8 protein-coding genes are annotated in these 12,990 nt (G+C 59.5%); 3 read left to right on the top strand and 5 right to left on the bottom strand.

From position 1 onward, the window contains the following. The first annotated feature begins 1 nt into the window (after position 1). The gene (gene ssnA / locus JLG71_RS11040; protein WP_162933644.1) at positions 2 to 1,333 is read left to right on the top strand and encodes a putative aminohydrolase SsnA; all 1,332 of its coding nucleotides are present in this window, start codon (positions 2 to 4) and stop codon (positions 1,331 to 1,333) included. A 105-nt stretch (positions 1,334 to 1,438) separates the two neighbouring features. Here ssnA and JLG71_RS11035 read toward each other — a convergent pair whose 3' ends face one another. After that, positions 1,439 to 1,915 (bottom strand): 4Fe-4S dicluster domain-containing protein, encoded by a 477-nt coding sequence (locus JLG71_RS11035; protein WP_014229768.1) that lies wholly within the window; start codon positions 1,913 to 1,915, stop codon positions 1,439 to 1,441. Beyond that, entirely contained in the window at positions 1,912 to 3,852 is a 1,941-nt protein-coding gene (ygfT, locus tag JLG71_RS11030) for a formate-dependent uric acid utilization protein YgfT (protein ID WP_064405783.1), read from the bottom strand. The genes JLG71_RS11035 and ygfT overlap by 4 nt, the downstream gene beginning before the upstream one ends. Positions 3,853 to 4,364: 512 nt before the next feature. Between ygfT and JLG71_RS11025 the strand changes: the two genes are divergently transcribed. Both JLG71_RS11025 and fdhF read left to right on the top strand, forming a co-directional pair. Beyond that, positions 4,365 to 5,837, top strand: coding sequence for a nucleobase:cation symporter-2 family protein (locus JLG71_RS11025; RefSeq protein WP_025108440.1), 1,473 nt, complete (start codon positions 4,365 to 4,367; stop codon positions 5,835 to 5,837). Between the two features lie 136 nt (positions 5,838 to 5,973). After that, positions 5,974 to 8,121 carry a formate dehydrogenase subunit alpha gene (gene fdhF / locus JLG71_RS11020; RefSeq protein WP_077625410.1) on the top strand — a complete coding sequence of 716 codons (2,148 nt, stop codon included), beginning with the start codon at positions 5,974 to 5,976 and terminating at the stop codon, positions 8,119 to 8,121. A gap of 65 nt (positions 8,122 to 8,186) precedes the next feature. Here fdhF and JLG71_RS11015 read toward each other — a convergent pair whose 3' ends face one another. The 3 genes from JLG71_RS11015 to JLG71_RS11005 form a co-directional block, all read right to left on the bottom strand. Continuing rightward, entirely contained in the window at positions 8,187 to 8,792 is a 606-nt protein-coding gene (locus tag JLG71_RS11015; RefSeq protein WP_064375332.1) for a nucleotidyltransferase family protein, read from the bottom strand. A gap of 66 nt (positions 8,793 to 8,858) precedes the next feature. Beyond that, entirely contained in the window at positions 8,859 to 9,317 is a 459-nt protein-coding gene (locus JLG71_RS11010) for a (2Fe-2S)-binding protein (RefSeq protein ID WP_064358145.1), read from the bottom strand. Between the two features lie 12 nt (positions 9,318 to 9,329). Continuing rightward, positions 9,330 to 12,542 carry a molybdopterin cofactor-binding domain-containing protein gene (locus tag JLG71_RS11005; protein WP_064375333.1) on the bottom strand — a complete coding sequence of 1,071 codons (3,213 nt, stop codon included), beginning with the start codon at positions 12,540 to 12,542 and terminating at the stop codon, positions 9,330 to 9,332. Positions 12,543 to 12,990 lie beyond the last annotated feature (448 nt).

The following is a 12,990-nucleotide window of genomic DNA, read 5'->3' as shown; positions in this document are numbered from 1 at the left end:
TATCCTGATCCTGAAAAATGCCACCGCCGCGCAGATCTATCCGGCGAAAGTGTGGGAGAACGTCGATATCGCCATTGAGAGCGATAAAATTCTCGCTGTCGGCCCCGGCCTGTGCCAGCGCTATCCGCAGGCGCAGGTGAAAGAGATGCGCGGGCAGCTGGTGATGCCCGGCATGGTCTGCTCCCACAATCACTTTTATTCCGGCCTGTCCCGGGGGATTCAGGCCAATATCGCCCCCAGCCCGGACTTTATCTCCACGCTGAAAAACCTGTGGTGGCGCCTTGACCGGGCGCTGGACGAAGAGTCGCTCTACTACAGCGGGCTGATCTGCGCCATGGAGGCCGTGCGCAGCGGCTGCACGGCGGTTGTCGATCATCATGCGTCGCCCCACTATATCGCGGGCTCCCTGAGCCAGCTGCGCAACGCCTTCCTCAAAATCGGGCTGCGCGGGATGACCTGCTTCGAAACCACCGACCGCAACTTTGGCAGCCGCGAGCTGCGCGACAGCGTTGAGGAGAACATTCGCTTCGCCAGAGAGATCGACGCCGCGCGCGAAAAGGGCGACCAGCCTTATCTGGTCGAGGCCCATATCGGCGCCCATGCGCCGTTCACCGTGCCGGATGAGGGTCTGGCGATGCTGCGCGAAGCGCTAAAAGCCACCGGCCGCGGCCTGCATATCCACGCGGCGGAAGACCGCTACGATGTCTCTCACAGCCATCACCTTTACGGTAAGGACCTGCTGGTGCGGCTGGCGGAGTTCGACCTTATCAACAGTAAGACGCTGATTGCCCACGGCCTGTACATCTCCGATGCCGACGTCGAGCTGCTCAACGCGCAGGACGGCTTCCTGGTGCACAACGCCCGCTCCAACATGAACAACCACGTCGGCTACAACCCCCGCCTGCCGCAGATGCGCAATCTGGCGCTCGGCACCGACGGCATCGGTTCCGACATGTTCGAGGAGATGAAGTTTGCCTTCTTTAAACACCGCGACGCCGGCGGGCCGCTGTGGCCGGACAGCTTCGCGAAGGCGCTGAGCAACGGCAATGAACTGTTGAATCGCAACTTCAACGCCCGCTTTGGCCGCCTTGAGGCGGGCTATAAAGCGGACCTCACCATTTGCGACTATATGGCGCCGACGCCGCTTATCGCGGAAAACATCGCCGGACATATCGCCTTCGGTCTGGGGGCAAACAGCGTGCGCAGCGTCATGGTGAACGGCGTGATGATCTACGAGGATCGCCAGTTCAGCTTCGACTGCGAGCCGATATTCCGCGAAGCGCAGAAAGTGGCGAAAAAAATGTGGGCGCGAATGGATGCGCTCCCCGCGTAGCCTGCGTAAAAACGCTAAACCGGCCTGGCAGGCCGGTTTTTTTTTGCTGACAGAACGCGGGCGTATGAAATTGCCCGGCAGCTTCCGCGCCGCCGGGCGCGAGGTTTACAGCGACAGCAGCGCGGCGGTGGCGATATTGCGCTGCTTTTGCAGCGCGCTGAGCTGCTCTTCGGTCATGATACTCAGCGCTGCCGTCGGGCAGACATCAACGCAGGCGGGGCCGCGCTCCCGGGTGCCGCAAAGATCGCACTTAACGATAACCGGCGTCACACCGGCCTCCACCTCAATGGTAATCGCCCCAAACGGGCAGGCGACCACGCAGCTCTGGCAGCCAATGCAGCGCCCGCCGTCGGCCTCCACTTTCTCCGCCCCCATGCTCAGCGCCCCGGTCGGGCAGGCGCCCACGCAGGGCGCATTCTCGCACTGATGACACATCACCGGCACGCTAAGCTCGTCGAGGCGCATCACCTTCAGGCGAGGATGAAACTCCGCCCCCGGCGCCACGTGTTCCAGCGCACAGGCTACCTCACAGGTCCTGCAGCCGATGCAGGCCTGCGAACTGGCAACGATAAAACGAGTCATATCTCCTCCCGGGCCGTGAATTGCATCAACATCTCGCTGGCCGCCTGCCGCCCGGCAACCATGGCGGTGACCACCAGGTCCGCGCCGGTCACGGCATCGCCGCCGGCAAAGATTTTGTCATGGCTGGTTTGCGTCGTTCCGCGCCCTTTGCCGCCGGTCACTATCTGCCCCCAGCGGTCCAGCTTTATCCCGTGGCCGCGCAGCCACGGCATCTCGTGAGCCTGAAAGCCAAACGCCATAATGAGCACATCGACTTTAAGTTCAAACCCGGAATCCGGGATCGGCTGCGGCCGGCGGCGGCCGTCCGGGCCCGGCTCGCCCATCTTCGTGCGGATCATCTCCACCGCGCAGACCTGCCCCTTGCGGTTGAGCTGAATGCGCTGCGGCTGCACGTTAAACTCAAATTTCACCCCCTCTTCCCGCGCGTTCACCACCTCTTTTTTCGATCCGGGCATGCTCAGCTCATCGCGACGGTAGGCGCAGGTCACGCTCGCTGCGCCGCGGCGAACGGCGGTGCGCAGGCAGTCCATCGCCGTATCTCCCCCACCAAGCACTACCACCCGTTTCCCCTTAATGTCGGTCAGCGGATACTCGGGGCTCTCTTCGAGCCCCATCACCTCGCGGGTGCTGGCAATCAGGAACGGCAGGGCCTGAATCACGCCGGGGGCGTTCTCTCCCTCCAGGCCGGCGGCCATCAGACCGTAGGTGCCCACGCCGAGGAAGACGGCGTCATAGTTTTTCACCAGATCGGCAAAAGCCACGTCGCGCCCCACCTCCTGGTTGAGATGAAAATTGACGCCCATGGCGCTAAAAACGTCGCGTCGCTTCTCAAGCACGTTTTTATCCAGCTTGAACGGCGGAATACCGAAGGTCAGCAGGCCGCCGATTTCCGGATGGCGATCGAACACGTCAACGTGCACGCCCGCGCGCACGAGAATATCGGCGCAGCCCAGTCCGGCGGGCCCGGCGCCAATCACCGCCACCCGCTCCGGGCGCGGGGCCACTGTGCCGATTGTCGGTCGCCAGCCCATCGCCAGGGCGGTATCGGTGATATAGCGCTCAAGGTTGCCAATGGCGACCGAGCCGCCTTCGTTCTTTAAGGTGCAGGCCCCTTCGCACAGCCTGTCCTGCGGACAGACGCGGCCGCAAATCTCCGGCAGGGAGCTGCTCTGATGGCACAGCTCCGCCGCCTCGATAATCTTGCCCTCGTTCACCAGGCGGATGAAATCGGGAATATGATTATGTAAAGGACAGGTCCAGTTGCACCACGCTTTCTGCGCGCAGTAGAGACAGCGTTCGCTCTCATACTCCGCATCGCACTCGCTCAGCGGCTGATAGATTTCGCCGAAGTGCTGGATGCGGTCATCGGCGGGCACTTTTTTCGCCCCCACCCGCGGAGGTTTATTGAGTATCGCGCTGCGTCTGGCGCCGCGAACGGTGCCCAGCGGGGTTTCCAGCGCGGAGCGAATCTGCCGCGCGCTACGCAGCCGGTTAACGGCGGCCTCATCCATCAGTTGCAGCGCCTGGGTTGGACAGCTGGCCACGCACGCCTGCTGACCGGAAGGATGCTGGCTGCAAAGATCGCATTTCTGCGCCAGCTGCGGCGCGTCGTCATCGTTGGCCACCATCTCAATGGCCCCAAAGGGACAGGCGATGACGCAGTTTTTACAGCCGATGCACAGCGCCTCTGTAAACTGAACGCTGTCGTTCGCCACGCGCAGCGCCTGGGTCGGACAGGAGCCGACGCAGGGCGCGTCGTTGCAGTGGCGGCAGGTCGTCGCGCTGCTGGCGTGGCGGTGGAAGAACACCCGAATGCGCGGCAGAAAGTCGCTGCGCTGCCGGGGCCAGCTGTCCTGGCGATGAGAGGTGACGCAGGCCACTTCACAGGCGTGGCAGCCAATACAGTTTGCAGAATCGGCAACAATAAATTTATTCATTTGCTTCCCTTTATTATTCCAGGACTCACCGGGAAGCAATGCAATAATCAGGCGCTTTTGTTCAGGGTATTCATATGGTGCTTATTTTTGCGAGCCGTCTCAAAAAAACAGGCCCACTCCCACTTAGCGGCGCGATATATATCCGCTCTCGCTGAACAAAAATTATTCTCCGCGCTCAGGGTTTAATCATGTTGATAATTCAACGTATCGCGCGTGATACCAAAATGAGACGCTCCCTGTCTCAATGTGATAGCGCGCGTTTATTCACCACGAGATTTATTTGAGAAGTTTCGCAGCGCGTCGATATTCCCGCCTTTTTCTCGTGAGTTATTTCACACAATTCTCCTTCAATTCTCCAGGCGCTTATTTTTGGCACAGCTTACGCATATTACTTCTCGTGCGCGCAACACGCTGATGAACGCATCGGCTCAGGGAGGCAGCGGCCTTCGAATCGTAACTTCGGCTCTGTTCATGTTTATACAGAGTGAAGTCGTACAGGAGATAACAACTTCATGAAAGATATCGCCAATTCCGCCTCACAAAACGGGAGCTCGACCGCACCGGTCGATGAAATTTTACCCGTTACGCAAATGATTCTTTATGGGCTACAGCACGTGCTGGTGATGTACGCGGGCGCCGTGGCGGTTCCGCTCGTTGTGGGTAATGCGGTAGGGCTCCCGCCGGAGCACATTATTTTACTGATCAGCGCCGACCTGTTTATCTGCGGCGCGGCCACCATCGTGCAGTCGCTGGGGGTCGGTAAGTGGCTCGGCTGTCGGCTGCCGCTTATCCAGGGCTGTACCTTCGCCGCGCTGATCCCGATGGTGTTGATCGGTAAGGAGTACGGGATCGGCGGTATTTCCGGGGCGGTGATCGTGTCCGGTATTTTTATCCTCTGCTGCGCGCCGTGGATTAGCAAGCTCATCCGCTTCTTTCCCAAGGTGGTGATGGGCAGCATCGTCACGCTTATCGGCATGTCTATTATGCCGGTGGCAGGCGGGTGGATTGGCGGCGGGAGCAGCGAAATGAGCGGCTTTGGCGCCCCCTTCTCGCTGCTGATGGCGGCAATCACGCTGGTGATTATTCTCAATATTTACACCTTTGCCTCCGGCGTCGTGAAAAACACGTCGGTGCTGATCGGTCTTATCATCGGCACCGTACTCTGGAGCTGCTTTAAGCCTCTCGACTTTAGCCTCGTCCACGCCACCCCCTGGCTCCATCTGCCGATCCTGATGCCCTTCGCCAAACCTGAATTTCATATTATCCCCGTCGCCCTGCTGTCGATGGTGATGGTGGTGGTGATGGTGGAAACCATGTCCTCGATGATGGCCACCGGGGATATCGTCGGGAAAAAGGTGGACGCGAAGATGCTGCGCAACGGCCTCAACACCTGCGGTATCGCGACCACTATCTGCGGCTTCTTCAATCTGTTTCCCTATGCCGCCTTCGCGCAGAACGTCGGCCTGATCGGTTTAACCGGGGTGCGCAGCCGTTTTGTGGTGTCGGTCTCCGGCATCATTCTGATTCTGATGGGCGTGTTCTCGAGGATGGCGGCGCTGGTGGTGCTGATACCGAAACCGATCCTCGGCGGCGCGGGCATTGTCATGTTCGGTATGGTGGCGGTGTCCGGTATTCGTACCCTGGGACAGGTCAACTACCGCAACAATAATAACGGTATGGTGGTGGCATTAACGCTCGGCCTCGGCATGATGCCGGTGCTGGTGCCCAATCTGTTTACCCAGTTTCCGCCGATGGTTCAGCTGTTTCTGCACAGCGGGATTACGATTGGCACTCTGACGGCTATCGTCGCCAACCTCACCCTCAACGGCAGCGTGCCATTCCGCGTTAACCACGAAACGCCGGTCCCCGATCCGGCCCCGCCAAGCTCGGCGGCGCGCAACATGGCCGTCAGAACCGTCAGAATGTGGCTCCTGCTGCGCAAAGTTCAGAAGGAGAGACAGCCTGAAGAAGCGCAGGAGGGGTAATGATGCTCACCAGACTCCTGTTTGCCTTGATCACCCTGCTGCTGCTGGCGATTCCCGTCGTGCAGCAGGGTATCGCGCAGGGCCTGAACGGCCGTTTTAGCTATGCCCTGCTGTTCTAAGTTTAAGGACCACTGCTATGAAAAGAGTCACGACCGTCTGCCCCTACTGCGCCTCCGGCTGCAAAATGCAGCTCACGGTAGAAGAGGGAAAAATTACCCGCGCCGACGCTGCGATGGGGAAAAATAATCAGGGCACCCTGTGCCTGAAGGGCTACTACGGCTGGGATTTTATTGACGACCCGCAGATCCTCACGCCGCGCCTGAAAACGCCGATGATCCGCCGCCGGCGCGGCGGTAAGCTGGAGTCCGTCTCCTGGGAGGAAGCGCTCGATTACGTGGCAAACCGCCTCAGCGACATAAAAGCGAAGTACGGGCCGGATGCGATTCAGACCACCGGATCTTCGCGCGCCACCGGCAATGAAACCAACTACATCATGCAAAAATTTGCGCGCGCCGTTATTGGTACCAATAACGTCGACTGCTGCGCACGCGTCTGACACGGCCCTTCGGTTGCAGGTCTGCACCAGTCGGTCGGCAACGGCGCGATGAGTAATGCCATCACCGAGATCGATAATACCGATCTGGTGTTTATTTTCGGCTATAACCCGGCGGATTCGCACCCGATCGTGGCGAATCACATCCTCAATGCCAAACGCAACGGGGCCAAAATCATCGTCTGCGATCCGCGTAAAATCGAAACCGCGCGCATCGCCGACCTGCATCTGGCGCTGAAAAACGGCTCCAACATTGCACTGCTCAACGCCATCGGGCAGGTGATTATCGAAGAAGATCTCTACGATAAATCCTTCGTCGCCGGGCGTTCCGAAGGCTTCGAAGCGTATCGCAACATCGTCGAAGGCTATACGCCGGAGTCGGTGGAAACCATCACCGGCATCAGCGTCAGGCAGATTCGCGAATGCGCGCGGCTGTACGCCAGCGCCGGAAACGCCATGATTCTTTGGGGGATGGGCGTAACCCAGTTCTGGCAGGGCGTCGAAACGGTGCGTTCCCTGACCAGCCTTGCGATCCTCACCGGTAATCTGGGGAAACCGCACGTCGGCGTCAATCCGGTGCGCGGCCAGAACAACGTCCAGGGCGCCTGCGATATGGGCGCGCTGCCGGATACCTATCCCGGCTATCAGTACGTGAAATTCCCGGAAAACCGGGAGAAGTTCGCCAACGCCTGGGGCGTTGAGAGCCTGCCGGAGAACCCTGGCTATCGCATCAGCGAGCTGCCGCACCGCGTGGCGCACGGCGAAGTGCGGGCGGCGTACATTATGGGGGAAGATCCGCTCCAGACCGACGCCGAGCTTTCCGCCGTACGTCAGGCCTTCGAAGAGATGGAGCTGGTTATTGTCCAGGATATCTTTATGACCAAAACCGCCGCGGCGGCCGATGTGATTCTGCCCTCGACCTCGTGGGGCGAGCATGAGGGCGTCTATACCGCAGCGGACCGCGGCTTCCAGCGCTTTTTCAAGGCGGTGGAGCCGAAGTGGGATCTGAAGGCCGACTGGCAAATCATCTGCGAAATCGCCACCCGGATGGGGTATCCAATGAAGTACGACAACACGCAGCAGATCTGGGATGAACTCCGCCATCTGTGCCCCAACTTCTTCGGCGCGACCTACGAGAAGATGGGAGAACTGGGCTACGTGCAGTGGCCGTGCCGCGACGAGTCGGAGGCGGACCAGGGCACTTCGTATCTGTTTGCGGAACGGTTCTCCACGCCGAACGGGCTGGCGCAGTTCTTCACCTGCGAATGGCAGGCGCCGGTCGATAAGCTGAGCGATGCCTATCCGCTGGTGCTCTCCACGGTGCGCGAAGTGGGCCACTACTCCTGCCGTTCGATGACCGGCAACTGCGCTGCGCTGGCCAAACTGGCGGACGAACCGGGCTACATCCAGATCAACACCGCCGACGCCAAGCGGCTCGGGATTGAGGACGAAGAGCTGGTGTGGGTTAACTCGCGCAAAGGCAAGGTGATTTCCCGGGCGAAAATCAGCGACAGGCCGAATAAAGGGGCGGTCTACATGACCTATCAGTGGTGGATCGGCGCCTGCAACGAGCTGGTCACCGAGAATCTCAGCCCGATAACCAAAACCCCGGAGTACAAGTACTGCGCCGTTAACGTTGAGCGTATTGCCGATCAGCGGGCCGCCGAACGGTACGTCAGTGAGGAATACAGCCAGTTGAAAGCCCGTCTGCGCGAAAGCGCCGCGGGGTAAAAAATATCGCCCCGGCGCTGTGCGCCCCGGGGCGATATTGTCTTTTCTTCTTCCCTGCGCCAGCGCTAACCGACGGCGGCCAGATCTTTGCGGCAGCGGCGCGCGACCTCAAGATACTGCAGCGGAGTGTCAACATCCCAGTGAATCCCCTGATTCGCCACGGGGATAACGCGCGCCGCCATCTGACTGATAACGTCCCGCAGGGTGGCCCCTTGCGGCGCGCGACGAATCAGAGAAATCGCCCGCTGGGGCAGAAGAACCGGATGGCCTTTACCGCGATCGTAGGCCGGAATAATGCAGCTCCCGGCGTCGGCGTTGGCCCACAGCCGGCGGTAGACGCCCGGCGTGATCTCCGGCATATCGCCCAGCGCCAGAAAGAAGCGCGAAGCGCGAATATGGCCTACCCCGCACTGAATAGAAGAGAACATACCGTCCTGATATTGCGGGTTAAAGACCACCTCAACGCCCGGATGATCCCGATAGCACGCGGCCAGTTCGTCGCCGCGAAACCCCGTCACCAGCACCACCCGATCGCAGAACGCCAGGGCGCTGGCAAGAGCGCTATCGAGAATCGTTCCCTCGCCCCACGGCATCATCATTTTCCATTTGCCCATCCGGCTGGAGAGCCCGGCGGCCAGCATAACGCACTGTTTATCCATTTTTTTGCTCATCGTCATCCTCCCCCTGAAGCCGAATACAACGCCGCCGCCGGCTGGCGACGGCGGCGCTTGCGGCGATCAGGATTTCAGCACCGCTTTAATCGAGGTAATGATCGGCTGATATCCCGTACAGCGGCAGATATTCCCCTCCAGCGCCTCTTTCAGCTCATCGTCGCTAGGGGTCGGGTTGGCATCCAGCAGCGCCTTGGCGCTCATCAACACGCCGGGCGTGCAGAAGCCGCACTGAACGCCGCCGTGACGAATAAAGGCGTTCTGCAATTTTTTACCGACCGGATCGTGATGCAGCGCTTCGACGGTAGTGACCTCCGCCCCGCTGCACTGGGCGGCCAGCAGCAGGCAGGAGCAGACGGATTTGCCGTCCATAATCACGGTGCAGGCTCCGCACTCGCCCACCGAGCAGCCCTCTTTGGTGCCGGTGAGCTTCAGCTCCTCGCGCAGAAAATCGATCAGGCGGACATTGTCTTTCACATCGCGGGCAATGCGGATGCCATTCACTTTTAGCTCAATATGGTTCATGTTCATGGCTCCTTATTTTTTCTGCTCTGTCATAACTTCCTGCAGCATCTGCCGGAACATATCGATAAATACGGGGACTTTATAAGGCGCAGACCAGCGTCCGCCGATGGCTTTTTCTACCTTGTCGTGCAGTACCCCGGCCGCATAGTCAATGGCGGCGGCGTCTAACGCCTTCCCGGTGAGCGCCTGCTCAACCTCAGTCAACCGCTGCGGTTTGGCCATCAGCGCACCATCCACCAGACGGCACAGGCGAACCACGCCCTTATCGACCATAAACTGCCCGGTTAAGCTCTGGCGCGTAATGTTCAACGCATTGCGCCGGCCAAGCTGCAGATAGCGATTGATCAGCGGCTGCTGCGTCGGCGCCGGCAGGATAAAGCGGACAACCAGCTCATCAGGCTCAAGAAGGGTGCGATAGCCGCCCACGACAAATTCGCTGACCGGCATCCGGCGCGTTCCGCGCGCGCTGCGCAGCTCTACTTCCGCATCGTAGATAATGAGCGGCGGCATGGAGTCCGCGCACGGGGCGGCGTTGACGATATTGCCGCCGATCGTTGCCCGGTTGCGCAGCTGCAGGGAGCCGACGGTTTTACAGGCCGTAACCAGTAGCGGATAGCGCTGCTGAATCAACGGATGCTTAACCAGGTCGGTAAAGCAGACGCCGGAGCCAATGGAGATCCCGCCCTCAACGTCAAAAATCTCTTTCAGCTCCGCCAGTCCGGCGATGTTGACAAGCGGCACCTCGCCGGACAGCATCCGGGCCTGCACCAGCACATCGGTGCCGCCGGCAATAGGCATTGCCCCCTTCTCGGCCATCAGCGTCAGGGCCTCTTTCAGGGTTTGCGGGACGCTCAGCGACAGGGTGTTGAGGCGGTGAACCTGTTTCTTATCGCCAGACTCCAGCATCTGCTCGCTCTGGCGCTCCGGCTTCTTGAGGTTATAACCCAGGCGAACCTGCTCGAGGGTCAGCGGCAGGATTCGGTTGGGGCGGTTGATGGCGAAGCTCACCGCGTTATTGAGAGCCGCAGCGCCCAGTTCAAGTACCGGTTCGCCGATAACTTTCGCCCCCATCGGGCCCGCTTTATCGTAGTTTTCCACCGCAATGATATCAATGTGCGGCATATCCTTGATGGTCGGCAGCAGATAGGTATCGAAGTTTTCCGATTTCACCACGCCGTGCTCGGTGTTGAAATCCTCGAGCATGCCGTAGCCGATCATCCCCTGCAGCACGCCGCCGTAGACCTGGCCGCTAAAACCAACCGGGTTAATGACTTTACCGACATCGTGGGTGGCGACGACGTTATTGACGGTGATTTTGCCGGTGCGCATATCCACCGCCACGTCGGCCAGCTGGCAGCCGTACACCCAGGTGAAATAGGGGCTGCCGCAGCCCTTCTCTTCATCCCAGTGAATATTCGGCGCCACGTGCCAGCCGTAGGCGGAGAGGTTTGCCCCGGTAGCCCGGGTCATATCGCACACCTGCTGGAAGCTGAGGCTCAGCTCCGGGCTGTGGCGGTTGAACACCTTGCCATTTTGCCAGGCGATATCGTCGATGCTCTGCGCTTTCAGCGTTTCCCTGACGGCGTCCGCCATGCGTTGTTTAATTTTGTTCGCCGCGCTCAGAATCGCCTGTCCGCCCATCAGGGTACCGCGCGAAGCGACCGTTGAGCCGCCGTCGGCGATCATCGCGGTGGCCGGTTCGCTAAACATCACCCGGTCGAGCCCAATACCAAAGGCTTCCGCCGCCAGCAGCGACATGGTGGTCTGCAGCCCCTGCCCGTTCTCGGATACCGAGGTGGAGATGTTCACGCTGGCGTCGGCATTCACCTGAATCAGCGCCGAGGACGCATCCAGCCCCTCGGCCCCCAGAGAGCAGCCGCGATGGCTCAGCGCGAAGCCAATCCCGTAGCGGATCGGGCCGCCTTCCGCGTTAAGCTTTTTGTAGTGCTCGCGTTTGGCCTCGTATTCGGCCTTGAGCAGCGTCTTCTCCAGCACCTCCCGCGCGGAGACGGTATGCTCGCTGAAGACCTGCCCGGCCATGCTGGTATCGCCCTGCTTGAGAATATTGCGCAGGCGGAACTCAACGGGCGACAGGCCCAGTTCGCCCGCCACGTCATCCATCAGCGATTCGTTGGCGAAAATGACCTGCGGCGCGCCGTAGCCGCGGTAGGCCGAGGTATAGTTGTTGTTGGTGTAAACGCCCACCAGATCGACGCGCACGTTAGGAATGTTGTAGGGGCCCGCCGCCTGCACGGAACTGCGCCAGGTGACAAACACCGTCTGGCCGCAGTAGCTGCCGCCATCGGCGATAATGTCGATTTTAATCGCCTGAATGCGCGCGTCGTCGTCCACGCCAATGCGGTATTTCATCTTATAAGGATGCCGCTTGTAGCTCTCGCGCATCGACTGTTCGCGGTTATAGGAGATCTTAACCGGCCGCCCGGTCAGGTGCACCAGCAGCGCCGCGCGGCAGGAGACGTTATCGATAATGTCATCTTTACCGCCGAAGGAGCCGCCGAGGACGGAGCGCTTAATGTTGACCTTCGCCTGGGGCAGGTCGAGATATTTGGCAATCACCGCCCGGGTGCGGTGAGCGTTCTGAATCGACCCTTCGATGGTCATGATCTGTTCATTATTGTCCAGGTAGGCGGTAATCGATTCCGGCTCAATATAGCCGTGCTCCTGGAACCCCACCTCATACTCACGTTCGAAGATATGGGTGGAGGCGGCAAAACCGGCATCGATATCGCCCTTCGCCGTGTGGTGGCGGTTGATGATATTGCTATCGAGTTCGCTGTGAATAAGGCGCGCCCCGGGCTTCATCGCCTCTTCCGGGGAGGTAATCGGCTCCCACGGGGTGTAGGTGATTTTGATTTTATCGACGGCGATGCAGGCTGCCTCGTAGGTTTCCGCCGCCACTACGGCAACCACGTCGCCGCGGTAGGCGATCTCCTTGTCGATAATCGGCGGATGATCGGGAACAATCGCTCCCAGCTTGCGCTGACCGGGGATATCGTTCCAGGTGGCAATACGCACGACGCCGGGCACTTTTTCCGCCTCCGACAGGTCGAGCGCATCGATGCGCCCGGCAGGAATATCCACGTAGCGACAAACGCCATACAGCATATTGTTCATAATAATGTCATCGCCGTAGACCGCTTTACCCGTCACCTTGGCGAGCCCGTCTACGCGGGGCACCTCACTGCCAACTAGCAATGTATCCATATTTTTCAGTCTCCACTCACAAAGAAAGATAACGGATTAAAGCAATGGCTATGCCACCTATAAATAAAGGGTTATTTCAGGCTGAGTTATGTGAGGCGTATCTAAAAATAGCGGCCGGTTAACGAATAAAAAGCGCATGAGGTCGCCGCTGATTATCAAAACGAGAGCATGAGTATCACTATGATAATTGGCGGTTCTCAATTGTGTTTCCAGGGTGACGCCAGCGGTGCATCCGCAGCTCCTGCCGCCGCCGGGCATTGAGCGCAACCGTCACCCTGCGGCAAAACGCGTATCGAGGTGATGAAGCTTTTTGACACCCCCCGATTTCGAATAAAAAATAAAACAGACGCAATAATGAAATTTAAATTTCATAAACGAGCATGTTAACAAATGTGATATATATCATAATTTTAACAATTCATTTTCCTGCCACCGGGCCAGCCCCCCG

This window comes from Klebsiella michiganensis (genome assembly GCF_015139575.1).
Lineage (GTDB): Bacteria > Pseudomonadota > Gammaproteobacteria > Enterobacterales > Enterobacteriaceae > Klebsiella > Klebsiella michiganensis.
The sequence above is the reverse complement of the archived record's forward strand: the minus strand, read 5'-3'. Positions and strand labels throughout refer to the sequence as shown.

What these genes read in the sequence shown, in the direction of transcription:
- JLG71_RS11035 (WP_014229768.1), bottom strand. Translation starts at nt 1,915, where the DNA reads ATGACTCGTTTTATCGTTGCCAGTTCGCAGGCCTGCATCGGCTGCAGG.
- ygfT (WP_064405783.1), bottom strand. Translation starts at nt 3,852, where the DNA reads ATGAATAAATTTATTGTTGCCGATTCTGCAAACTGTATTGGCTGCCAC.
- JLG71_RS11025 (WP_025108440.1), top strand. Translation starts at nt 4,365, where the DNA reads ATGAAAGATATCGCCAATTCCGCCTCACAAAACGGGAGCTCGACCGCA.
- JLG71_RS11015 (WP_064375332.1), bottom strand. Translation starts at nt 8,792, where the DNA reads ATGAGCAAAAAAATGGATAAACAGTGCGTTATGCTGGCCGCCGGGCTC.
- JLG71_RS11010 (WP_064358145.1), bottom strand. Translation starts at nt 9,317, where the DNA reads ATGAACCATATTGAGCTAAAAGTGAATGGCATCCGCATTGCCCGCGAT.
- JLG71_RS11005 (WP_064375333.1), bottom strand. Translation starts at nt 12,542, where the DNA reads ATGGATACATTGCTAGTTGGCAGTGAGGTGCCCCGCGTAGACGGGCTC.